Origin of the sequence: Fredinandcohnia onubensis (genome assembly GCF_002734215.1) — a bacterium.
Classification (GTDB): domain Bacteria; phylum Bacillota; class Bacilli; order Bacillales; family Bacillaceae_L; genus Ferdinandcohnia; species Ferdinandcohnia onubensis.
Map to the genome: position 1 here is coordinate 179,585 of NZ_NSEB01000004.1, position 25,470 is coordinate 205,054.

19 protein-coding genes and 1 riboswitch are annotated in these 25,470 nt (G+C 38.3%); of the genes, 14 read left to right on the top strand and 5 right to left on the bottom strand.

The features are described from left to right. Positions 1 to 973: 973 nt before the first annotated feature. Positions 974 to 1,363 carry a hypothetical protein gene (locus tag CKK03_RS23955; RefSeq protein WP_245863998.1) on the bottom strand — a complete coding sequence of 130 codons (390 nt, stop codon included), beginning with the start codon at positions 1,361 to 1,363 and terminating at the stop codon, positions 974 to 976. A 155-nt stretch (positions 1,364 to 1,518) separates the two neighbouring features. On the opposite strand from CKK03_RS23955, the gene flaG reads away from it, so the two are divergent. The 5 genes from flaG (at position 1,519) to CKK03_RS03900 (ending at position 10,096) form a co-directional block, all read left to right on the top strand. After that, positions 1,519 to 1,881, top strand: a complete 363-nt coding sequence (gene flaG, locus CKK03_RS03880) for a flagellar protein FlaG (protein WP_099361312.1) — start codon at positions 1,519 to 1,521, stop codon at positions 1,879 to 1,881. A 15-nt stretch (positions 1,882 to 1,896) separates the two neighbouring features. Continuing rightward, a complete protein-coding gene (locus tag CKK03_RS03885) occupies positions 1,897 to 3,426 on the top strand; it encodes a flagellar hook-associated protein 2 (protein ID WP_099361313.1) in 1,530 nt (509 codons plus the stop codon). An 18-nt stretch (positions 3,427 to 3,444) separates the two neighbouring features. After that, positions 3,445 to 3,846: a flagellar export chaperone FliS gene (gene fliS, locus CKK03_RS03890; protein WP_099361314.1), complete on the top strand. Its 402-nt coding sequence runs from the start codon at positions 3,445 to 3,447 to the stop codon at positions 3,844 to 3,846. Next, positions 3,846 to 4,196, top strand: coding sequence for a flagellar protein FliT (gene fliT, locus CKK03_RS03895; RefSeq protein ID WP_099361315.1), 351 nt, complete (start codon positions 3,846 to 3,848; stop codon positions 4,194 to 4,196). The genes fliS and fliT overlap by 1 nt, the downstream gene beginning before the upstream one ends. Before the next feature lie 138 nt (positions 4,197 to 4,334). Further along, positions 4,335 to 4,420: riboswitch (cyclic di-GMP riboswitch) on the top strand. 81 nt (positions 4,421 to 4,501) lie between these two features. Beyond that, complete coding sequence (locus CKK03_RS03900; protein WP_099361316.1) at positions 4,502 to 10,096, top strand: OmpL47-type beta-barrel domain-containing protein; 5,595 nt, start codon at positions 4,502 to 4,504, stop codon at positions 10,094 to 10,096. A 100-nt stretch (positions 10,097 to 10,196) separates the two neighbouring features. Here CKK03_RS03900 and CKK03_RS03905 read toward each other — a convergent pair whose 3' ends face one another. After that, positions 10,197 to 10,613, bottom strand: coding sequence for a GlcG/HbpS family heme-binding protein (locus CKK03_RS03905; protein ID WP_099361317.1), 417 nt, complete (start codon positions 10,611 to 10,613; stop codon positions 10,197 to 10,199). Positions 10,614 to 10,641: 28 nt separating this feature from the next. Continuing rightward, positions 10,642 to 11,859 carry a formaldehyde dehydrogenase, glutathione-independent gene (gene fdhA, locus CKK03_RS03910; protein WP_099361318.1) on the bottom strand — a complete coding sequence of 406 codons (1,218 nt, stop codon included), beginning with the start codon at positions 11,857 to 11,859 and terminating at the stop codon, positions 10,642 to 10,644. 174 nt (positions 11,860 to 12,033) lie between these two features. On the opposite strand from fdhA, the gene CKK03_RS03915 reads away from it, so the two are divergent. The 5 genes from CKK03_RS03915 to prfB all read left to right on the top strand — a co-directional run bounded on the left by CKK03_RS03915 (position 12,034) and on the right by prfB (position 18,616). Beyond that, positions 12,034 to 12,393, top strand: coding sequence for a winged helix-turn-helix transcriptional regulator (locus tag CKK03_RS03915; RefSeq protein ID WP_099361319.1), 360 nt, complete (start codon positions 12,034 to 12,036; stop codon positions 12,391 to 12,393). 452 nt (positions 12,394 to 12,845) lie between these two features. Further along, positions 12,846 to 13,403, top strand: a complete 558-nt coding sequence (gene hpf, locus CKK03_RS03920) for a ribosome hibernation-promoting factor, HPF/YfiA family (protein WP_099361320.1) — start codon at positions 12,846 to 12,848, stop codon at positions 13,401 to 13,403. A gap of 176 nt (positions 13,404 to 13,579) precedes the next feature. After that, positions 13,580 to 14,572 carry a GGDEF domain-containing protein gene (locus CKK03_RS03925; protein ID WP_099361321.1) on the top strand — a complete coding sequence of 331 codons (993 nt, stop codon included), beginning with the start codon at positions 13,580 to 13,582 and terminating at the stop codon, positions 14,570 to 14,572. Between the two features lie 262 nt (positions 14,573 to 14,834). Further along, positions 14,835 to 17,345, top strand: coding sequence for a preprotein translocase subunit SecA (gene secA, locus CKK03_RS03930; protein ID WP_099361322.1), 2,511 nt, complete (start codon positions 14,835 to 14,837; stop codon positions 17,343 to 17,345). Positions 17,346 to 17,514: 169 nt separating this feature from the next. Beyond that, positions 17,515 to 18,616 (top strand): peptide chain release factor 2 gene (prfB, locus tag CKK03_RS03935; RefSeq protein WP_099361323.1). Its coding sequence is split into 2 segments (ribosomal slippage): positions 17,515 to 17,586 and positions 17,588 to 18,616, totalling 1,101 coding nucleotides; the frame shifts between segments, so codons are not numbered across the junction. A 184-nt stretch (positions 18,617 to 18,800) separates the two neighbouring features. On the opposite strand, the gene CKK03_RS03940 is transcribed toward prfB, so the two are convergent. Further along, entirely contained in the window at positions 18,801 to 18,959 is a 159-nt protein-coding gene (locus CKK03_RS03940; RefSeq protein WP_099361324.1) for a Fur-regulated basic protein FbpA, read from the bottom strand. Between the two features lie 637 nt (positions 18,960 to 19,596). Here CKK03_RS03940 and CKK03_RS03945 point away from each other — a divergent pair. Continuing rightward, a complete protein-coding gene (locus CKK03_RS03945; RefSeq protein ID WP_099361325.1) occupies positions 19,597 to 20,346 on the top strand; it encodes a DUF4230 domain-containing protein in 750 nt (249 codons plus the stop codon). A 164-nt stretch (positions 20,347 to 20,510) separates the two neighbouring features. Continuing rightward, entirely contained in the window at positions 20,511 to 22,007 is a 1,497-nt protein-coding gene (locus tag CKK03_RS03950) for a methyl-accepting chemotaxis protein (RefSeq protein ID WP_180271141.1), read from the top strand. Positions 22,008 to 22,163: 156 nt separating this feature from the next. Here the strand turns inward: CKK03_RS03950 and CKK03_RS03955 are convergent, their stop codons facing one another. After that, complete coding sequence (locus CKK03_RS03955) at positions 22,164 to 23,048, bottom strand: LysR family transcriptional regulator (RefSeq protein ID WP_099361327.1); 885 nt, start codon at positions 23,046 to 23,048, stop codon at positions 22,164 to 22,166. Positions 23,049 to 23,228: 180 nt separating this feature from the next. On the opposite strand from CKK03_RS03955, the gene CKK03_RS03960 reads away from it, so the two are divergent. After that, positions 23,229 to 24,053, top strand: a complete 825-nt coding sequence (locus tag CKK03_RS03960) for a sulfite exporter TauE/SafE family protein (protein WP_099361328.1) — start codon at positions 23,229 to 23,231, stop codon at positions 24,051 to 24,053. Between the two features lie 154 nt (positions 24,054 to 24,207). Continuing rightward, positions 24,208 to 25,398 (top strand): galactokinase, encoded by a 1,191-nt coding sequence (locus tag CKK03_RS03965; RefSeq protein ID WP_099361329.1) that lies wholly within the window; start codon positions 24,208 to 24,210, stop codon positions 25,396 to 25,398. Positions 25,399 to 25,470 lie beyond the last annotated feature (72 nt).

Sequence of the window (25,470 nt, forward strand, 5' to 3'; positions counted from 1 at the left end):
CCTTTTTAAAATCGAATTGGCGGAAGAGATTTATCCAAAATGCTGAGTTTTAAGAGTAATTGTTTATGCGGAATCTCGTATCCGTGACGTAGATTATGCTTTAGTTGCTTAAGCAGTGGAAAGGACAGTCGTCCTAGCTGATAACGGCTAGTGATAATAATCGGGTGAATTGCTGGAAAACCCATAGAGTTTTTCTTACCACAACGTAGTTGGAAACGACAAACGTGATGGTTCGAAAAAGAAAAGATATGGGCAAGCAGCAGGCAAGCTTCTGTGAGGAAACTCTGGAGAAGGTTCAACGACTAGAGAATACGGTCTAAGGCATAAGGCTATGATAATGAATCTCGTAGGGCAGTAAATGCTGTTCGAAGTGCCCAGCTCCATAAAAAATGGGTGAAGATATAGTCTATTCTGTAATTGAAAGATAACAGTCGCAAAGCAACCGAACCAACAACCACAAGGAGTTGTACAACTTATTCGTTAATAAATATTCACTGAAGATGGCTACCTTTATAGGCGGCCATCCTTTCTTAATTCTTTTAATTTGTATACTATTGACCAATAGGACCTATTAAACATTCTGCAATAACCTTATCTTTTTCTCCTTTCAGTTTCAGCTCAACCATTTTTAGAATCTACGCTTCTGTAAAATTTTTATTTCGATCACTATTGGATGAAAGAATAGTATAATCTGGGTATTTTTTGTGATAGATTTCAGTTTCTTGTTGAAGCCTCCACTCCCAATTAGTTTTATAGTACATACTTGGGCAAGTAGCAGTGACTGGGGATATACTTTTTAGAAAATCATATGTATTGTCTGTTGAAGTAAACCTTAGTATGTGATCATGTCCATCCCTGCGTTTGTTAATTGAAAATTTAATGTGAAGGGTTTCTTGAATATGAAGACTAAGGATTTGTAGTTGTTCAAGATGAAAGTTTTGTAAGTACAGATATACATTTGGAGTTAAATAGATTAGCCTTTTTTGTGATTAATTCTTGAGGTAATTGAGAGAGTTCCATCATCCATGTAATTAATAGCTGAAAAATGTAAAAGTGTACACTTAGATAATAATTCAACGGAAATAACTTTTTCTCCAGCAGGGTTGTAAAAATGCGGATATAATTCAGTAAATAGTGGCAATGATTTTGACCGTAACGTATTGCTTTTAGATGTGATGTACAATAAATCCGGAACAAATGACATCTTCCATTTTCGATAGTCTAATTGTTTGATACCAAAATGTTCACGGTAACTATTATTTTTACTTCGCGTGCCTTTATACAGCTTGACTATTTCACCATCTCCAATAATGCTTCCGATTAGTACGTTTTGTTGAATGGCTGTTAGATTGTAAAAATTCATCTTATTCCCTCTTTATTCTCATTATACCGAACATATGTCCCGTGAATAAGAAGCTTATTAAAAATAATTGGGAGAAACATAACGAAGCTAGCTTAATAATTTTTTAATCCTTCCGATATAACTAATAAAGACCCGTTCGTTTAGGAGGAAGCTAAATGTCGATCGATAAAATCTCTTCTAACACAACGATGAACTTCAACACAGACTATTTCCAACATAAAAAATTATATGAAACTGAAAATAAAGTGGATGCCTTGAGGAACACGGAACCTGCCCCTTTGTCCCAAATAGTGTCAAAAGAGAATGTCCAACAGGTGATCGATAGCCTGAATAAATTTTTGGAACCGAATAATACATCTTTAAAATTTGAGCTTCATAAGGATTTAAAAGAATACTACGTGACAATTGTTAATAATGATACGCATGAGGTTGTTCGGGAAATTCCTTCTAAGAAAATATTAGATATTTACGCAGCTATGACGGAGTTTCTTGGTTTCGTTGTAGATAAAAAGATTTAAAGGCGGTGAACACCGATGAATATGCGAATAGGTGGATTAGCAAGTGGAATGGATACTGATACACTTGTTAGTGATTTAATGAAGGCAGAACGAATTCCGCTAGATAAGCTCCAACAGAAGAAGCAGAAATTGGAATGGCAACGTGACGATTATCGTGAAGTCAATTCCATGATGTTAAATTTTAATAAGTTTTTGTTTGATGATTTGATATTATCAAATACCTATAATAAAAAGACAGTTAGTATTTCAAATCCAGATGAAATATCAGTTCGTAATATAAATTCAACCAGTGACTTTTCTGGTACGATCAATGTTACTCAATTGGCTAAGTCCTCAACGTTTATTAGTGGCGAAACAGGTGTCACTGATTCTTCTAAAACTTTAAACGAACTATTTGGATTAACTGGAACTCAAGAAGTAAAAATCCAAGCAATTAAAGCTGATGGTACGATGGATTCAACTGGGAAGACACTCTCTTTTGATCCAATGGTTGATACTTTAAGTACTGTGATTTCAAAAATCAACAGTGAAACAGGTGTGTCGGCTTTCTTTGACTCTCAAACTGGAAAACTTGCTATTACAGCTAAAAATACCGGTGATATAAGTGGGCAAGATGAAATAATTCTATCAAATGTTCAAGGTAGTTTGTTTTCATCATTAAAGTTAGATAATTCGGACTCGGATCCTTTAAAACAAGTAACCAAAATTCAAGGCGCAAATGCGGAGTTTACCTATAATGGTTTAACTACAACACGTCCTTCAAATGTCTTCACTATCAATGGATTTGAAGTAACCTTAAAAAATAATAGTGGTGAAGATGTAAACTTTAATTCCTCAGCAGATGTGGATAAGATATTAGAGAAAATTGTAAAGTTTGTTGATGATTACAACAAATTAATTGAAAAGGTAAATGGTAAACTAGTTGAAAAAAGTTATCGCGATTATCAGCCACTTTCAAACGAACAAAAAGAAGCAATGGAAGAGAAAGAAATTGAACTTTGGGAAGAAAAGGCTCGTAGTGGATTATTACGAAATGATTCCATATTATCATCAGCAATAAACAAGATGAGAACTGCCCTTTATACTCCTGTTTCAGGATTGGATGGATTAAATCAATTATCTGATTTCGGTATTACAACGTCTGAGAATTATCTTGATAAGGGAAAATTAGTTATTAATGAGGATAAGTTGAGAGAAGCTATCACAAAAGACCCTAAAGCAATCTTTGACGTTTTTGCGAAAGACGGAACAACTTCTCAGGAAAAAGGACTGGCAAGGCGACTCCGGGATATCCTTCAAGGAGATAGTAAACATCCAGATGAAGGTGTCATGGATGCACTTGAGAAGAAAGCTGGAACATCATCTAGTGTAACTAATACCTTCTCAATCGGAAAACTGTTAAACAATGTGGATGACCAAATTGATCGTTTTGAAGACAGACTTCTTCAAGTTGAAAATAGATATTGGCGTCAATTCACTGAGATGGAAAAAGCAATCCAGAGAGCAAATCAGCAATCTATGTATCTTATGCAGCAATTTAGTTAATTTTAGGAGTGATATATCATGGTAATTAATAACCCATATAAAGCATATCAATCTAACTCGGTTACTACTGCAACACCTGGGGAACTAACATTAATGCTTTATAATGGATGTTTGAAGTTTATAAAGCAGGCTGGAGAAGCGATTCAAGAGAAGAATATGCAAGAAAAGAATATTAACTTGCAAAAGGTCCAAAAAATTATAAGCGAATTAATGATTACTTTAAATATGGATATACCTGTTTCAAAAAATATGATGTCCATGTATGATTATATGAATCGAAGACTAATGGAAGCGAACCTAAGAAATGATTTAACTATTTTAACAGAGGTTGAAGAGTATATGACTGAATTCCGAGATACATGGAAGGAAGTTGTTCAAATTAATCGTCAACGTCAACATACCCAAGGCGGAAAAGTGTAGTGAACCCAATAGTATCACTATACCGAGTCACAAAAGAACTCATGGATATCTTGGAACACCCTATACCCGGGGGAAATAGGGACGAACTAATAATTCAAATAACCCATTTACTCGAATATAGAGATACAATCATTGAGGATATAAAACCACCTTATAATGAGGAAGAAACTAAATTGGGTAAAGAGATTGTTAGGATGAATACCATCATTGATTCAAAGATTGAAGATGTAAAAAGCAATATACAATTTGATTTGTCAAAGTTGAAAAAGAGTAAACAGAATAATACTAAATATTTGAAACAATATCAATCAGCTCCTGTAGATGGAATTTTTTTTGATAAAAGAAAATAGAAACTAAAAACCGAGTTTAAGTACGGCTTAACCTAGTACTTATACTCGGTGCATTTTTATATTCAAAATAGTAAAATAGACCTTTTCAATTGAATGGTAAAATAGTATTATATTAGTAATAAATCAACCAAAAAACCAAAGTGAAAAAGGCAAACTATGGGAAATCATAGGACGCAAAGCCAAGGGCCTGACCCACAACTAGTGGATGGTAGCCGGTTGCCACAAGGAATCATAGTCTATTTACCTATGAACCTTGTTTAAGGTTCTTTTTCTTTTGGCTTTTTTTAGAAAGGTAGGACTATTGAATGAGGAAAATTGTTAAAAAGAATATCACGATTTTTGCATTGCTCCTATTGGTTTCTCAACTGTTCTTTCCATTTGGCAATGCACTAGCAAATGGTAGTATGTTACCACCTAGTAATCTATCATCTCAAAATGTAACACCTGATGATGTAAAGTTGACATGGAGTCCAGTGTTTGGTGCTACTGGATATAACATATACGAAATTACAGATGGTCAACTTCTATTAATGGATACAGTAAAAACAACAAGTTATAATTTGAATAATTTAGCGGAAGGATCTTACCGTTTTGTTGTTTCAACTTTAAGTACAGATGGTGAGTCTGGGCCAAGCGCCCCAATATCGTTTGATATCACATATCCAGAAATGGCTGCACCACAAACGCTTACTCAAACGATTAAAAACGGAAACGATATTGTACTAACGTGGGGAGCTTCGGAGTATACAGAAACATATCATATTTACCAGATTGATGAAGATGGACAAAAAACGTTACTTACTTCAACAAATTCTAGAACATACACAATCGTTAATGCTGCTGAAGGAAGCTATAAGTTTGCAGTAAGTGCTGAAAACTCACTTTACGGTGAATCCTCACTTTCTGAAATTGCTCAAGCAGACGTCATTTTTCCAGTAATGACGTCACCTAGTAACTTTAAGTATACAACTACAAATGGTAATGACATCACATTAAATTGGGATTCTGTTCCTTATTCTACGAATTACAAACTCTATCAGATTACTGATGCTGGAAAAGAACTCAAAAGCACATTAACTGGCACATCAACAAAATTGACTAATGTTACAGCAGGTAACTATAAATTTGAAATACAGTCTTACAGCGACCGTTTTGGTGAGTCTGTGGGAGATGAAGGGCAACTTAGCGTAACTATTGACGAAATCATAATGACTGCACCAATCAATTTGTCATATAAACTACAGAATATTAACGATATCATTTTGACTTGGGATAGCGTTCCATTTGCGAAAAGTTACAAAGTGTATCGCATAATTAAGGGTGAAAAAACAATAGTTAGCAGTAATGTGACAGGTACAAGTGTTACATATGCAAAAGCAGAAGCGGGTGAACATGTGTATGAAGTTCATTCATACAGTGATCGTTTTGGTGAATCTTATGAAGGAAGTAAAGTTTCTTTATCTGTAGAAAACGTACAGCTTGAAGCACCAGCTAACGTTACTTACAAAGTCCAGAATGGAAATGATATTGTTCTTAACTGGGATAGTACATCAAATACTACTAATTATAAAATTTATCAAATAACAGAAGATGGTAATAAGGTTTTAAAAAGTACAGTGTCAGGTACTACAGTTACATACGCGAATTTACCCGAGGGTGATTTTAGATACGCAATCTACTCGAACTCGACTAGATTTGGAGAGTCAGAAAAAGGAACAGAAATTTCAATTTCAATTATTCATCCAAAAATGACTCCACCAGAAAATTTAAAAGAAGAAATTAATAATGATACGTCATTTACATTAAGTTGGGATGCTTCTGAATACGTAACATCTTACAAGGTTTATCAAATTGTAGATGGCAAAAAAGTTTTTAAGAATAATGTATCTGGAGCAAGTATCACTTACACAAGAATGCCATCTGGCGATTATTCTTATGAGGTGTATTCTTATTCATCTCGATTTGGTGAGTCCGAAGCGGGTACCCAATTATCATTTACCCTAGAAGGTCAAACTATGAAGGCTCCGACAGACCCGACCTTTAGTATTTCAAATGGAAATGATATTTCTTTAAAGTGGACTGCTTCTGAATATGCAACAAGCTACAAAATTTATCAGGTAGTTGACGGTGAAAAAGAATTAAAAAGAACTGTCACCATTACAGGATTTACATTTGGAAATATGCCAGAAGGTGAATACAATTATGTTATTCATTCTTATTCACCTTATTTTGGAGAATCGAAGTATGGGTCTAAACTAACTTTCTCTTTAGATCACCCGACGATGGAAACTCCAACAAATCTTACTTATAAGGTACAAAATGGCAATGATGTTGTTTTAAATTGGGAGTCAGTAGAGTTTGCAAATAGTTATAACATTTACGAACTCGTTAATAGAGAATTAGTTTATAAGCAGAAAACTTCTTCCTTGTCGATAACCCTATCTAATGTATCTGCTGGTGAACATACTTATGTTGTTCATTCTGTAAGTTCACGATTTGGAGAATCTACAAATGGAAGTCAAATTACATTTGATGTTGTTCATCCTATAATGAAGTCGCCGGAAACTGTAACGTATGAAATAAAAAATGGTAATGATATTGTATTTACGTATGATAAAGCTGAATATGCGAACACATACAAAATATATGAATTAGTTGATGGAGAAAAGGTATCTAAGGCTACAACTAGATATTCGACTGCAACCCTTGTAAATGTTTTAGAGGGGGAGCATAAATATTTGATTCATTCATATAGTGACCGTTTTGGAGAATCAGAAATAGGAAATGAAATGATTATAACTATAGATTTCCCTGTGATGCAGGCTCCAGAGAATATAACACAAAGTTTTGTTAACGGTAATGACCTTGTTTTAAAATGGAATTCATCAACATTTGCAACGAATTATAATGTGTATCAAATTATTGATGGAGAAAAGGTGTTACAAACTACTGTTAAGGGGACCGGGATTACCTTTACAAACCTTCCAGAAGGTGACTACACGTATGAGATTCATTCTTACAGTAGTCGATTTGGGGAATCACCTGAAAGTAGTGAGATTTCTACGACAGTAGTTCATCCTATTATGCAGGCACCAGAGAATGTTACTGGTAGTATTGCAAATGGAAATGACATCGTTCTTAGATGGAATAGAGCAGAATATGCTTCAGGATATAATGTGTATCAAATGATTGAAGGCGAAAAAGTGTTCCAAAGAAAGGTTACTGGAACATCAGTATCATTTTCAAACATGCCCGAAGGTGATTACGAGTACGTTGTCCATTCATATAGTGATCGTTTTGAAGAGTCACCAGAAGGAAGTTCAGTAGAACTGACCCTCATCTGGCCAGTTGTACAGCCGCCTCAACTAACAGGAGAAGTATTTAACGCGAATAATATTACTTTAACTTGGCCAGCTGCTGCGTGGGCAAATAAATATCGTGTATATCAAATTACTGACGGCGTTCGTGAATTAATATATGAAGGTACAGCAAGAAGCTACAAAGTTTACAATCTAACTGAAGACATTCATTCATTTGAGGTAACAGCATATAGTAATCGTTTTGGTGAATCTCAACCATCAAATCAGATTACAGAAAATATCATCTATCCAATTATGCAACCACCTGTTGCTAGCTTGAAGCTATTAAGCGACACAAGTTTAAGAATTAGCTGGGATTTCGTAACCTATGCAAATGGATACAACATCTATGAAATTATAGATGGTGAGAAAATTTTAATAGCTGAAAAGGTCAATAACCTAACTTATACGATTAATAATCTTTCATATGCTAACCATGAATATATAGTGACATCTTACAGTAATTCATTTGGAGAATCAGCACCTTCAGATGTTGTACTTGCTAAATTAATTATTGATGAAGAAGCTCCTGTTACAACAATTGATGCACCGACTGATTGGGTTAATGAGAGTGTGGATGTTAACCTAACTGCAACCGATAACGAGGTAGGTGTTGAAAAAACATTCTATTCTCTAAATAATGGCGCATTCGTTGAAGGTACTACCTTCACTATCAATGAGGAAGGTATCCATAAGGTGGCTTATTACTCTGTTGATAAGGTCGGTAATACAGAAGAAGTAAAAACAACAGAAGTTAAGATAGACAAAACAAAACCAACTACATCATCAAATATTAAAGATGTTTGGAACAAAAAGGATTTCAAAGTAGAACTATCAGCATCTGATAACCTAAGTGGAATCGAAAAAACATTCTATTCATACGACGGTCTGATTTTTGTAGAAGGTACAAGCTTTACAGTTAAAGACGAAGCGGTAAATGATATTTACTTCTACAGCATTGACCAAGCGGGGAATAAAGAAGAAGTCCAAACAGTACAAGTCAAAATCGACAAAACAGCACCGTTAACAACATCAAATGTAGAAGATGTATGGACTAACGAAGAAGTACAGGTTGGTCTAACCGCAACAGACAACTTAAGCGGAGTAGCCCAAACATTCTATTCAGTAAACGGATCTGAATTTGTAGAAGGCACAAACTTAACTGTAAGTGAAGAAGGAATCACCGAAGTATCATTCTACAGTGTTGATAAAGCTGGAAATGTTGAAAAAGTACAAACAGAACATGTGAAGATTGACAAAACAGCACCAGAAACAACATCAAATGTAGAAGATGTATGGACTAACGAAGAAGTAAAGGTTGATCTAACCGCAACAGACAACTTAAGCGGAGTAGCCCAAACATTCTATTCAGTAAACGGCTCTGAATTTGCAGAAGGTACAAGCTTAGTAGTAAGTGATGAAGGAATAACAGATGTATCATTCTACAGTGTTGATAAGTCAGGAAACATTGAAGAAGTCCAAACAGTCCAAGTGAAGATCGACAAAACAGCACCAGTGACAGCATCAAATGTAGAAGATGTTTGGAATAAGAAAGATTTCAAAGTCGACCTAACCGCAACCGACAGCCTAAGTGGAGTAGCTCAAACGTTTTACTCAATTAATGGTTCAGAATTTGCAGAAGGTACAAGCATAACAGTAAGTGAAGAAGGCATAACCGAAGTATCATTCTACAGTGTTGATAATGCAGGAAATATTGCAGAAGTCCAAACAGTACAAGTGAAGGTCGACAAAACAGCACCAGTTACAACCTCAAATGTACAAGATGCTTGGAACAATACCGACTTCCAGATTGAACTAACCGCAACTGACAATTTAAGTGGAGTAGCTCAAACATACTATTCAGTAAACGGCTCAGAATTTGTAGAAGGTACAAGCTTAACTATCAGTGAAGAAGGTGTAACCCAAGTATCATACTACAGTGTAGATAATGCTGGGAACAAAGAAGAAGTTCAAACAGTCCAAATAAAAATAGATAAAACAGCACCAACCATTTCTCTAGATGTAGCTAAAGAATATGCTTTGGGAACTGATTTACAATTAGTTTATTCTGCAGCAGACAATCTATCAGGAATTGCACAAGAACAAATGACTGTTAATGGTCAAATCGTTCAAAACGGTGGAAAAGTTTCTTTCGATCAACCAGGACAATATGTAATTGAAGTTGAAGCAACAGATCATGCTGGATGGACAACAAAGATTACGAAAACAATCCTTGTTTATATTCCAGCAACTGTTGAAGTATTACCTAAGGTTATGTATGGAAACAAAGGTGTTTTCACAGTTCAAGTATCTTTACCAATGGGTTATAACTCTAAAGACTTTGATTTAGATAAAGTGACTCTAGATGGGGTATCAGCTCTAACATCAAACAAAGGCTATTACCAACAAGCGAAGAAAGGCCAGTTCAAGTTTGAACGACAAGATTTCTACTGGGTTCGTGGTCAAATGAATATGAACTTCGAAGGGAAACTTGGAGACTTTGTTGTAAAAGGTCAAGCTGATGTGAAAGTGATTAAATAAATTTGTCAAAAGGCATCCAATTAGCAGCATTTGCTGCATTTGGATGCCTTTATTAATAACTATTTTAGGTTAGCGTACAGTCCAATCATGTTGATATTTATTAACGATGTAAGCTATTAAATACCTCTACAGCAGCCTCCGCCACTTGAACATCATGAGGAACCGAACTACCGCTAACCCCGACAGCACCAATGACTTTTCCATCAATCTCAAGTGGAATCCCACCACCGAACACGACAAGACGTCCGTTGTTTGTTGTATTCAATCCATAAAGCTCGGCTGCAGGAACCGTTGCATCGGCTAAGTTTGCTGAAGGCATTTTTAAGGCTACAGATGTCCAAGCCTTGTTTTGGGCAATGTCAATGCTTGCTAACCACGCATCATCCATGCGGTGAATCGCAATCAGGTTTCCACCTTCATCCACGACTGAAATCACCATAGAAACCCCAATTTTATTGGCTTCTTCTTCCGCACCTGCGATGATTTTTTTTGCTAAATCCAATGTAATTTTACTCATAATAATGGCCTCCTTGTTTTTAAATACCTTATTTATTCAACATTCCATGAGGGTCAATGACAAATTTCTTGGAAGCACCTTGATCAAATTCAGCATATGCAGCTGGTGCTTGATCTAAGGAGATCAGTGTTGCATTTACCGCTTTCGCAATTTGCGCTTTTCCACTAAGGATTGCCATCATTAAGTCGCGATGATATTTCATAACAGGAGTTTGGCCAGTTACGAAAGTATGTGCTTTTGCCCATCCAAGCCCTAACCGAACTTTTAACGTACCAATCTTCGCATCCTCATCTGCCGCACCAGGATCACCTGTTACATATAGTCCTGGAATCCCAAGTCGACCTCCAGCACGGGTTACTTCCATAATGGAGTTCAGTACAGCAGCAGGCGCTTCTCCAGCACCCGCACCATGTCCATGGGCTTCAAAACCAACACAGTCAATAGCACAATCCACTTCTGGAACACCTAAAATTTGTTCAATTTGCTCACCGAGGTCTGGATGCTCTCTAAGGTTTACCGTTTCACAACCGAAGCTTCTCGCTTGTGCAAGTCGCGCGTTATTCAAGTCACCCACGATTACAACAGAGGCGCCTAGAAGTTGAGCGGAATGGGCTGCGGCTAAGCCAACAGGGCCTGCTCCTGCCACATATACAGTCGAACCAGGCTTCACGCCAGCACTCACCGCACCATGATAGCCTGTTGGGAAAATATCAGAAAGCATCGTTAAATCAAGGATTTTTTCTAAGGCTTGATCTTTATCTGGAAACTTTAGCAACTGGAAGTCAGCGTAAGGAACCATTACATACTCGGATTGCCCACCGACCCAGCCTCCCATGTCGACATACCCGTATGCGGAGCCTGGACGATCTGGGTTCACATTTTCACAAATATGTGTGTCTTGTTCTTTACAACTGCGGCAACGACCACATGCAATATTAAAAGGTACGGAGACAAGATCTCCTTTTTTAATAAATTCAACATCGCGCCCTACTTCAATGACTTCACCCGTAATCTCATGACCGAGAACAAGCCCCGATGGAGCAGTCGTCCGACCGCGAACCATGTGCTGATCACTTCCGCAAATATTAGTTGTAACAACTTTTATAACGACCCCATGGTCACACTTACGACCAACATTTAAAGGATTTACTCCCGGTCCGTCTCTAAGAATCAGGTCTGGGTAGCTAATATCTTCAATCGCTATACGTCCAGGACCTTTGTATACTACAGCTCTGTTTCCTGCCATTCTTCCTTCCCCCAATCTTCTTTTGATAGAGTTTTAAGTCGTTTTATTTGAATTTAAATATTCTCTATCTTACATCTAGTCTAAAAAATAAATCTTTTATTTGGAAGAACGCACTTTTTTGTGAGAAGATTACCTTAAGGATACTTTTGAGCCAGTGAGGAGGAGAAGTATTGAATGGATGATTTACGGAGGGAAGTCAGAAAGAAACTTGAGAATGGTGAATTTAATTGTGAAAAGGAATTAACCTTATCCATTATTAGTGGCAAATGGAAAATAACGATTATTTATTATTTAGCATCAGGTGGTCCATTACGTTTTAGTGAAATTAAACGATTATTCCCCAAAATAACACATAAGGTGTTAACGACTCAGGTTAGAGAGCTGGAGGAAGATGGTATTGTTCATCGGAAAGTATATCCCGAAGTTCCTCCGAGAGTGGAATATTCATTAACAGAATTAGGTCAAAGTTTAATGCCGATTGTTTTCATGATGTACGATTGGGGAAAACAAAATATTGAATCTTTTACTAGTTAAGGTAAACTCTGGTAAAAAATAAATAGTTGGACATACTACTGATGAAGAATTCTTCAAGTAATCCCATCTAAGAAACCACACAAGTTCCATTCATAACTCACTTTAGACATGCATATATTTATACACCTACACATAATGTTTACAAATTTACAATAATAGCAGGAACATTAGGATAACTATATCCAACTTCTGGTGGGACAAGGGACATGTCCCTGTGACCCAACCAAGGCCAGTTCGTGACCCACGCCCATGCGCGACCTATGTAAATATTGTTTACAAATTCACAATTTCTTCATATTTACTTAAAGAAAAAGCAGGAATTGGGGAGGGGTGTGTAGAATTAGTGTATATAACCTTAATTTAAAAAGGGTTATATTGTTACACAGGTTGGTTACCCTAAAAAGGGTCTTGGCTGTGTCCAATGCATTAGAGTTAAAAGGAGGAGTTCATGTATGAATTACAACGTTCGTGGTGAAAACATTGAGGTAACTCCAGCATTGCGAGAGTATGTTGAGAAAAAGGTAGGAAAGCTTGAACGCTATTTCGATGGCACTCCAGATGCAAAAGTAAATGTTAACTTAAAAGTAAATAATGCAAAGGATCATAGAATAGAGGTTACGATTCCGATGACGCAGCTTGTGCTTCGTGCTGAGGAGTCTAATGAGGATATGTACGCAGCGATTGACCTCGTGACAGATAAGCTTGAGCGTCAAATTCGCAAGCATAAAACAAAAGTAAACCGTAAGCTTCGCGAGAAAGGATCTACTCGCACTCTGATGGAGAATGGTGGGGCAACTACTGCTACTGCAGTTCAGGATATCGAGGACGAAGATTACGAATTAGTACGTACGAAGCGTTTTGATTTGAAGCCGATGGATAGTGAAGAGGCCATTTTACAAATGAATATGCTTGGCCACAATTTCTTCGTTTTCACAAACGCGGAAACCAATACAACCAATGTCGTGTATCGACGTAAAGATGGTAAATACGGTATCATTGAACCTAGCTAATAAAACTAGTTACGAGTGCACAGTCTGATTTTCAGGCTGTGCCTCTTTAATGTAAAGGCCAAACCTACTATACGAAAAATAGGGGAAATCCCCATAGCCAAAAACTCCCACATCATAGATAATACAATTGAGGGACAACCCTCATAAAGTGATCTTTTAATAAAGCAGGGATCTAGATGACAACTATCCTACAACCTACCCTTTCGAATATTGCAATTATCTTGTTCTTGTATATGTGTATCAGTCTATTAGTATCCAACCGGAAATCCATTCACAAGTATCTGTTTTCAGCTAGTATTCTCATTCTTACTGCGACTTGTGTGATATCTCTTTTCTACTTGCCAATCCATTTTGAAGGTTATAAGTTCGACCTCCGACTTGTGCCATTGGTGATTTTTTCACTCTTGTTGGGGTGGAAACATGCGATTCCTATCCTAATCATAACGGTTAGCTGGAGGCTTGGCATGGGTGGCGTGGGAGCTTGGCCAGGCGTGTTATTCGGAATGACACTACCGGTGTTACTGGCTCTTTTTTTTCATAAAAAAGATCGAGTCATGCCTAAACCTCTAACATTGTTCATGATCGTGATGGCTAGCTGGCTCATATCGGATGTACCGATTATTTTTCTTGTGCCAAATGGTTGGGAATTATTTGATGAAATCCATCTTGTTCGGATGTTGGCGCTTCAGGTGTCCGCGTTTATTCTGTATTTTTTCATTAACCTGTTGAGTCGAGAAATAGAGTTGAAACGAAAGCTCCGGTTTTATGCAGAACGTGACCCACTTACAGGTTTATACAACATGCGCTTCTTTGAAAGTCGCGTTAAAAAAGTTTCAAGCCAACGTAACACGTACATTGTAATGATTGATATCGACCATTTTAAAAAAGTGAATGACACGTTCGGCCACTTAAATGGCGATTCGATTTTAAAAAATGTCGCACAAACCTTATATAAAATCGTTCACCCTCATAGGTCGATACTTGGAAGATATGGCGGGGAGGAATTTATTTTATTTTTAGAGGCAGAATCGAAAGAAAAATTGATGAATATCGTTTCTGACATTCGTAGCGGGATCGAGTCAACGCCGTTTTATGCGGATAATAAGAAGCTTACTGTTACTGTATCGATCGGTGTTTCCGAACTGAAAGACCCGGATCATCTTTATTAAGCGATTGAAAAAGCGGACAACTCCTTATATGCGTCCAAGCAAAATGGCCGGAATCAAATTAGTTATGCGATTTAAGTATCTCGTGAAGTGCGGGGTACTTTTTTGGTTTGTCTCGCACGAAGCGCTTTATGCATAGTGCTTTTGTCGAATCCCCTCACATCACGAAACTCGATAATATTTTACCCTTGTCTTTTTTAGTGGTAAAATGGTAAATATACATAATCCCGTAATTGACGAATTTTACGATAGAGGAGCGTACATGATGCTTGGAATTTTAAACAAAGTTTTTGATCCAAACAAACGCACAATCAAGCGCTTGGAAACACTTGCAGATAAAATTGAGGCCCTTCATCCTGAGATGGAGAAGCTTTCTGATGAAGCCCTTCGCAACAAAACCGAAGAGTTCAAGGAACGATTTCAAAAAGGTGAAAAACTTGATGATTTACTAGTTGAAGCTTTCGCTGTTGTTCGTGAAGGTGCAAAGCGTGTGTTGGGTCTACACCCATACCGCGTCCAGTTAATGGGGGGTATTTCCCTTCATGAAGGAAATATTTCTGAGATGAAAACAGGGGAAGGTAAAACATTAACTTCCACTATGCCTGTTTATTTGAATGCAATCACTGGAAAAGGCGTTCACGTTGTTACTGTCAACGAATACCTTGCAAGCCGTGATGCGCACGAGATGGGCCAGCTTTATGAGTTTTTAGGTCTATCTGTTGGGTTGAACCTTAACTCGATGTCTCGTGATGAAAAAATTGAAGCATACCGCGCGGATATTACGTATGGTACGAACAATGAATTTGGTTTCGACTATTTGCGTGATAACATGGTCCTTTATAAGGAACAAATGGTCCAACGTCCGCTTTATTTTGCGGTAATTGACGAGGTTGACTCGATTTTAATCGATGAGGCGCGTACACCGTTGATCATTTCCGGTTCTGCTCAAAAATCAGCAGCACTCTACGTTCAAGCGAACGGATTTGTGACGACACTAAAAAAAGAAGAAGACTACACCTATGATGAAAAAACAAAAGGTGTTCAACTCACTGAAGAAGGGATATCAAAGGCTGAGCGGGTGTTCGGTGTTGAAAACCTATTTGATATTGGAAATGTGGCTTTGATTCACCACATCAACCAAGCGTTAAAAGCGAATGCAAGTATGCATCGTGATATTGACTATGTGGTTGAAGAAGACCAAATCGTCATTGTTGACCAGTTTACTGGTCGTCTGATGAAGGGGCGTCGTTATAGTGAAGGCCTTCACCAAGCGATTGAGGCGAAGGAAGGCGTCGAAATTCAAAATGAAAGTATGACACTTGCGACCATCACGTTCCAAAACTACTTCCGTATGTATGAGAAGCTTTCAGGTATGACGGGTACAGCTAAGACTGAGGAAGAGGAATTCCGCAACATTTACAACATGAACGTTGTCGTGATTCCAACAAACCGTCCGATTGCCCGTGATGACCGTCCTGATTTAATTTATAAATCTATCGAGGGCAAATTCCGTGCGGTTGCTGAGGATATTGCTGAGCGCTATGCGAAGGGACAACCTGTCTTAGTTGGTACAGTTGCGATTGAAACATCTGAAATTATTTCGAAGTACTTATTGAAAAAAGGCGTTAAGCATAATGTCTTGAATGCGAAAAACCACGCTCGTGAAGCTGAAATCATTGAGAATGCTGGTCAAAAAGGTGCGGTAACAATCGCGACAAACATGGCTGGTCGTGGTACGGACATTAAGCTTGGCGAAGGTGTCAAGGATCTTGGTGGACTTGCGGTAATTGGTACTGAGCGACACGAGAGCCGTCGTATTGATAACCAGCTTCGTGGACGTTCAGGTCGTCAAGGGGATCCAGGGGTCACACAGTTCTATCTTTCTATGGAAGATGAACTCATGCGCCGTTTTGGTTCTGACAATATGAAAAATATGATGGAGCGCCTTGGCATGGATGATTCCCAGCCAATTCAAAGTAAAATGGTCTCCAGAGCGGTTGAATCTGCGCAAAAACGCGTTGAGGGTAACAACTTCGATGCGCGTAAACAACTTTTACAATATGACGATGTCCTTCGTCAGCAACGTGAGGTTATTTATAAACAGCGTTATGAAGTTCTTGATTCTGAGAATCTTCGTGATGTTGTCGAGAATATGATTAAGTCTTCACTCGATCGTGTAATTCACGCCCATACACCAAAGGATGAGGTAGAGGAAGATTGGAACTACAAAGGAATCGTTGATCATGTAAATGCGAACCTTCTAAATGAAGGTGACATATCCATTGACGACCTTCGTGGTAAAGAGCCTGAAGAAATGTCCGAGCTCATTTTTGAAAAGGTAAAAGTGCGTTATGATGAAAAAGAAGCGCAAATTGAACCTGAGCAAATGCGTGAATTCGAGCGTGTTGTTGTACTTCGTGCCGTTGACAGCAAGTGGATGGACCACATTGACCAAATGGATCAGCTTCGCCAAGGTATCCATTTACGTGCATACGGTCAAAACGACCCACTTCGCGAATACAATTTCGAAGGCTTTGCGATGTTTGAAAACATGGTTGCTTCCATTGAAGACGACGTTGCGAAGTTTGTCATGAAGGCACAAATCCGCAGCAACCTTCAACGTGAGGAAGTAGCGAAAGGCCATGCCGTTCAACCAAAAGAAGGCGGCGAAGAAAAACCTAAAAAACGCCCAGTCCAAAAATCCGTTGACATCGGTCGTAACGACCCATGCTACTGCGGAAGCGGTAAAAAATACAAAAACTGCCACGGTCAATAATGGGACAGAGGGACAGGTCCCTTGTCCCAGCCATCAATATTGAAAAAGGTGAGAGCCAACTCTCACCTTTTGTTTCGAAAAAAATCAGAGACTAAACCTAAAAAAATGAGTAAGATAATGAAGTAGGAATCATGATATAAATTAAAGATTACACCTTGGAGGAAAAATAATGGAATTAGTAGAAATTAAGCATGAACTTGATAAAATGGCTAAGAAATTAGCGGGCTTTAGGGGGTCTCTTTGACTTAGAGGCCAAACAAGCGCGTATCACCGAGCTTGACGAAATCATGTCAATGCCCGACTTCTGGAACGACCAAAACGCGGCTCAGACGTTCATCAACGAAGCCAATGCATTAAAGGATCAAGTAGTTGAATTTGTAAATTTAAATGATTCTTATGAGAATCTTGAGCTCACTTATCAGCTCGTAAAAGAAGAGCCAGATGCAGATTTACAAGCTGAGCTAGACGAGGAAATTCAACAGTTGTCTAAGAGCCTAAGCGATTTCGAATTGCAGCTCCTTTTAAGCGAGCCTCATGATAAAAATAATGCGATCCTAGAACTTCACCCAGGTGCGGGCGGTACTGAATCACAGGACTGGGGCTCCTTGCTTCTACGCATGTATACGCGTTGGGCGGAGAAAAAAGGATTCAAAGTTGAAACCTTGGACTATCTTCCTGGAGACGAAGCTGGGATTAAGAGTGTGACTCTTTTAATCAAAGGACACAATGCCTACGGCTATTTGAAGGCTGAAAAAGGAGTACACCGTCTTGTTCGGATTTCACCGTTCGATTCTTCAGGCCGTCGTCACACTTCTTTTGTGTCATGTGAGATCATGCCAGAGTTTAACGATGATATCGAAATTGATATTCGCAGTGAAGATTTAAAAATCGATACGTACCGTGCGAGTGGAGCGGGTGGTCAGCACATCAACACTACTGACTCAGCCGTTCGTATTACACACTTACCAACAAATACCGTGGTAACGTGTCAAACTGAGCGTTCACAAATCAAAAACCGCGAACAAGCAATGAAAATGTTGAAGTCTAAATTGTATCAGCTTGAGATTGAAAAACAACAAGCCGAACTCGACGAAATCCGCGGTGAACAAAAAGAAATCGGTTGGGGCAGCCAAATCCGCTCCTACGTTTTCCACCCATATTCCATGGTTAAGGACCACCGTACGAATGTAGAGGTTGGTAATACGGGAAGCGTCATGGACGGCGAGATTGACTTGTTTATTGATGCGTATTTGAGATCGAAATTGAATTAATAATTGGAGAGGGGCAGCCATTGGCTGTCTCTTTTTTTTAAGCGGAAAAGTGCTATCGGCCGAAAAAGTGAAATAACAGCTATAAATCAAAATTATCGTCCATTAGCCTTTAGCTAACAGCCATAAATTTGATTTATCGGCCATAAGCAGGTTCGAAGCACCCTTGAGCATGAAAAAGATAAGGTCATTCGCGGTCGTAAATTAATTTATATTCATTTTCAAGTTCACTCAAACTTAATTCATAAAGATGCTTTTCATCTTTTTTGTAGATTCCTTGCTTAATTAGCTTGTTAATCAAATCTTTCTTTTTTGACTGAACAGCGTATCGTAGTAGATTTCCCATTTTATCACCTCTATTAGTAACAAGACCTATGTATTTAACACCGGCTATTGTGCTTATTTTCTTTGATTTTGAAGATTTTATGACTTAACTGACTGAAAGATAGGTTCAACAGAAAAATTAAAATAAGCGAACCCAATAAATATATGCTTATAAAGTTAACGATATTCATAAAAATTTACCTCCATTTTTCCTTTTCTAATTACAGAAGGTACAACAAATTTTGACTCCGAACCCTCTAACTCTTGTCATTATAGACAATCTTACATTTAAAATTTGTCGATTCATCTGGAATTTACAACTCTTAAATGAATTGTTAACCTTCGTTAATAAAAGAAAAACTTGTAATGTTTCGTAACCTTTGTAATTTTGAAAATATGGCATCACTGTTATTTGTTCGACCTAGCATCACCTCAAATCTCTCATCTTAATTTGTAACAATCAATAAGTGACAGTTAAAAATGACCTATGATAAAATAACCATAAGAGAATTTGTGAAAAATAGTAGAAATGACACAGAATATGACGAATGCACCTCATATTAATATGCAGGCTACACCACAGTTAGGTGTAGCCTTTCATCTTGCCTTTTAAAAAACTAGCAATCTATCATATTTAGTCAAAGAAGGGGTTGGATCCTATGAGGAAAAAGGATGAAACAATAGCACAGTTGGAAGCTATTTTAAAGGAACTTAAAATAGCAAAGGAAGAAAGTGCGGCAACTGCTGTTGTTGGCAGGAGAAGAGGAAATCGCAACATTTCTGGGACGCTATCTAAGTTACTGTTTCGAGTTCTAGGAGCAAGGATTCTCCTAGTTGCCGTCCTTCTCATTGCGGTTTCGGTAGGGGGAGTTTGGTTTCTATCTGGGAGTACGTTAAAAAAAGAAAGTACGGTTTTTGTTGAGGATATCAAAGAATTAGCGACACTCGCAACAGCTGAAGCCTCTGTGAAAGTAGTAATGGAGCAAGAGGATAATAAGTTGTTTGGAAATGATATACCGGAACGGATTAAGATCCCTGGTACAAAGAGAGAAAGCTTATTAATTGTTCCAGCCACTGTCATTGCTGGCGTTGATTTAAAAGGAATCAGCGAGGAAGATTTAAAAGTAAATGAGAAAGAAAAAGTGCTAGATATCGTTCTCCCGCATGCTGACCTTATCCAGGATCCAGCTATACAGATGGAAAAGTTGATTACCTTTTCAGACGAAGGAATATTCCGTGGTGAGATGAAGTGGGATGAAGGCTTTAACTTAGCTGCAGAAGCTCAGGAGAAAATTCGAAAAGAAGCAATCGAGATGGGACTAATAGAAACAGCTGAAAAAAATGCTGAAAAAGTCTTAGTAGGCTTTTTTGACAATCTAGGCTATACAGTGAACGTAACCTTTAAATAACATTTTCCAAACAAACGATTGTTTGAATTCTCAATCCCTTGTGGTTGTTAGCCTAGTCCATTAAATAAACGTTTGTTTGAATCCCAACTTCCCATAATTACTATATTCAAACCTCCTAAAAAACGGTAAAATAGAGGGAGATATTAAAAATGGGGGACAACCTTATGAACGAAACGGTTTTATCTATTGAGGAGTTAAAACGAGAGGATCTTATCCGGAAAAACAAATTGGTCGGCATCGTTTCACTTATTTCTATCATTCTAGCAATTATTGTAGAGGTTTCGATTCAACAACCACTTCAGATGATTCTTACGATCGGAATCGGTGGGGCAATTTTTCTTGCCATTTTATTTTTACTGATTTACAAGAAGGTACTATTAACACAAACACCTTATATTTCAGTAGTAGGGATTTCGGTGGTAATCTTTGTGATTATGTCTAGCTCACAGTCTGCGCCAATCGTCCTTTTACCGTTATACTTATTAACTACGGTTGCAATCTATAATAAACGGAAAACGCTAATCTTTGGCGTGGTTTGTGCCATTGCCTTAACGGTTTTATTTTTTATAACAAGTGGAAATGAATTCAGCTATACATCAAAGGAAATTGTGATCTATTATTTGATCTTTGCGGTGATTATCGCAACCCTATTTTTCCAAAGTATTGTTACTGGAAGGTTGACTCAGGATATTCAGGCAACGCATAAGCACACCGAGCACCTTCTTGAGATGAGAAAGCATCATGCGGCTCAGCTTGAGGAAAACTCACAAGTGATCAGTGAGAACATCACAAACATCCGCCGCCAAGGTGAGGAGCAAATGCACTCCTTTAATGAGATGACAATCGCCGTTACGGAAATCTCATCCGGAATGAACACGCAAAATGAGGCAGCGACAACCATAACTGAATCCATCGAAGATCTTAATCGAATTGTCCAGGAGCTTGTAAAAGGTTCGAACCACCTTAGTAATCAGACCGAGAATACGAATCTAGCAGCTGACAACGGAAATGAATCGATCGACCTTTTACTCTCAAAAATTACAGACTTTCAAGCATCCGTACATTCGATGTCTGAAACCATGAATTTATTAGTTGAAAAAATCAATGAGACAAACGGGTTTACGGACCGAATTCAGGAGATTGCGTCACAAACGAATTTACTCGCGCTGAATGCTTCGATTGAAGCGGCCCGTGCAGGTGATAGTGGTAGAGGTTTTGCGGTAGTTGCATCTGAAATTAGAAAACTTTCAGAGGTGACATCTAATACAGCAAACCTCATATCTGAGAATTTAAAAGAAGTAAACGAAAGCACGACATTAACACAGAAGCATATGGCAGAAAATGCGTTAAAAATGGACGAAAGTGTCCAGCTTACAAAGGATGCAAAAGGCGTCTTCACCGTTATCGATGACACAGTGTCCGAACTGAACGAAGCCGTTAAGCATTTCGAGAAAATCTCAAACCAAATCAGCCATTCATCGGTTTCCATTGAAACATCAGTCAGTGAATTCGCAGCAATCATTGAAGAAACAACAGCATCTCTTGAGGAAATTACAGCATCCATCGAAAACCAGAACGGCCAAATGCAGCACCTCGTCTCCTACGTTCAAAACACAGACGACGCAACAGCCGAACTGATGGAAATTTTTAAAGAAAAATAGAGCATAATTCACTGTAAAAGTAGGTATACTATTACAGCGCATAATAAAAGGGGAGTAGCCTGTGATTAGGTTACTCCTCTATTATATTGAACCAGAGGGACGGTTCCTCTGGTTCCCATCTTGGATGGGACCACGAGAACCGTCCCTCTGGTTTACTCAGTGATTTCGGATAAAGTCTACAAAATGTTGCAATCCTATTTTTGGGAAACGATGTGGTTTTTGAACCATCCAGAGTGTACGCGCGAGTGAAAAATTGGTCACGTTAATCTGACATAATGTTCCTAGTTCTAATTCTTTTAAAACCGTAATCCTTGGGAGAATGCTGATGCCAAGGCCTGCTTCAACCGCACTTTTGATAGATTGAATACTCCCGAGCTCCATTTCGCTTTCAATGTCATCAAGGATTCCGTGATCACGAAGGTAATTTTCAACGATCAGACGAGAACCTGATTCAGGCTCCCTCCATATCATCTTTTCCTCGACCAATTCATTTATCGTAATTGTTTTTCGTTGCTTCCAATGGTGGTCATTCGAGGTGACTAAAATAAGCTCATCTTCGGCAAACTTTTCAATTCTTAAAATTGGATTTTCTACATGACTTTCCACAAGAGCGATATCAATTTCATTGTTTTCAAGCATTGCTGTCATATTTGGGGTATTTCCTATTGTAAGACTGAACGTTATATGTGGATATCCTTTTTTTATCATTCCAAGAATTTGAGGTAATAGATATTCACCGATCGTTAAGCTTGCGCCTATATGTAAATTGACTTCCTCATTGCCAGTCATTTTTTGAACAGCATCGAATGATCTTTTGATATTTTCGATAACGTCTTTTGCATAAGGATAAAGGACTTCCCCGGCCTTTGTTAGTTCAAGTCTTCCACCGTTTCTCTCAAATAGAAGGGTGCCATATTCATTTTCAAGCTGGCTTATCTTTTTCGTGACAGCTGGTTGAGAGATATAACTTATCCGTGCAGCGTTTGTAATACTTCCCTCTTCTACCACGAGGCAAAAGAGTTTAAGATTCTCAATGTTCATGGTATCCCCCCTTTAAACGTACTTTCAATAGCCTTTACTTCATTATATAAGAATGAGTTCGTATTATTCTATATCGTAAACAGTATTACGTTTTGTTATGGCCTATTATACATTGTTATTTTACTACAACTTGAAGATTTGATAGGTTAATAGAGAGTCATACATAGGGGGAAGGTAATCATGGATATAGTAACAGGTGTTTTACTAGTCGCAATCGGGATATTTGCCGGTGGTTATGGGGCGATTGTTGGGGCTGGTGGAGGTTTTTTATTTGTACCGGCACTTTTGCTCCTTTTTCATGTCGATCCCATTATTGCTGCAGGAACAGGGCTAGTCATTGTACTAATTAATTCATTGTCTGGTGTTTTTGGATTTGCGAAGCAAAAACGGATTGATTACCGAACCGGAATCATGTTAGGAATAGGTGCGTTCCCGGGAACTTTTATCGGTGTGCAACTTCTTCAAGCCTATTCTTCTACGTATTTTTACTTTTTCTTTGCTAGTGTACTTGTCTTTTTGGGCTTCTTTTTAGTAGTGAAAAATACGAATCTGCTAAAAAAGAAGAATATGACGAAGGAAGCAAAAACTGAAGCTGCAGCAACGGGAGAATCAGCAGGTAACGTCACCTCTACTCTTCAAAAAAATACAAGACTACAGGGCAAATGGCTCATTCCACTTGGTTTTTTTATGGGAATACTCTCAAGCTATCTTGGGATTGGTGGAGGCTGGATGCTTGTTCCGATTTTAGTATACATTTTTCGTGTTCCAACCCATATCGCAACCGCAACCTCAATCTTTTCTTTATGCTTGTATTCTTCTGTAGGTGTTTTTCTTCAGGTCTGGCATGGGAATATCGATTGGCTGATCGTTGCATTTGGTGGAACTGGAATTATCATTGGTTCACAGCTGGGTGTCATCCTCTCACAAAAAATCCCAAGTCGAGTCATCATGCAAATGTTATCTTTTCTATTAATTATCATAGGGTTTCGAATGTATTTTCATTAAGAACCGAAGGGCTGATCTCTTTGGTTCTTTTTTTATGGGGACTGAAAACTGCACTAATATTAATTTTAGTAAAACTTTAACTAAAATAATTGACCTTTTTTACTAGTGCCTCTAAAATAAAGATAGAAACTAAAGTATTGGAGGCAAATCCACCATGGATCTCAAACAACTTTCAAATAGATTTATAGAAGTATTTAACGAAACCGATTACAGAAGCTTCTTCGCGCCTGGCCGTATTAATCTCATTGGCGAGCATACCGATTACAATGGCGGCCATGTTTTTCCTGCTTCAATCACAAAAGGAACGTATGCGCTTGCGAGAAAACGTGACGATGAAAAAATCAGAATGTACTCAATGAACTTTGAAGACCTCGGGGTAATCGAGTTCGACTTACGCGACCTTGACTACAATAAAGCACATGATTGGGCGAATTATCCGAAGGGGATGCTGCGTTACTTACGTGAAAAAGGCTATGAGATTGAAACTGGGGTTGACGTGCTTTTTTACGGTAATATTCCAAATGCTGCAGGCCTTTCCTCATCGGCATCCATTGAGCTTGTGGCAGGCGTAATGTTCGAAAAATTATTTAACCTTGAAATTGAACGTGTTGAACTTGTAAAAATTGGCCAACTTGTAGAAAATAAGTTTATTGGTGTGAACAGTGGAATCATGGACCAATTTGCAATCGGAATGGGTAAAAAGAATGCAGGAATTTTACTAGATTGTGATACATTAAAGTATGAATACGCACCAATCGAGTTGGACGAACATCTCATTTTAATCATGAACACAAACAAGCGCCGTGAGTTAGCGGACTCTAAATATAACGAGCGTCGCAGTGAGTGTGAACAGGCACTTGTCCAACTCCAAAAGGAGCTGGATGTTCAAGCGCTTGGTAATATCACCAGCGAGCAATTTGAACAACACAAGTATCTAATTGAAAATGAAGTATTACAAAAGCGTGCTAAACATGCAGTTTACGAAAATGAAAGAACATTAGAAGCGCTAAAAGCCCTGAAAGCAGGGGAACTCGCAGAATTCGGTCGTTTGCTAAATGCATCCCACACATCATTACGTGATGATTATGAAGTAACCGGCAAAGAGCTTGATACTTTAGCAGAAGCAGCATGGACGCAGGAGGGTGTACTGGGTGCACGAATGACAGGCGCTGGCTTTGGTGGCTGCGCAATTGCGCTCGTCGAAAAAGACAAAGCGCAAGCAATCATCGATGCTGTAGGGAAAATCTACGAAGAAACCATCGGCTACCCAGCATCCTTCTATGAAGTAAGCATCGGCGACGGCGCAAAAGAATTGGACACAGGGACAGGTCCCTTGTCCCTGTAAAAATATGGTGGGGCGAGGGACCTGTCCCCTTGACCCAACCCAAGGAAAAGCCCATTGACCCACAAAAAGGAG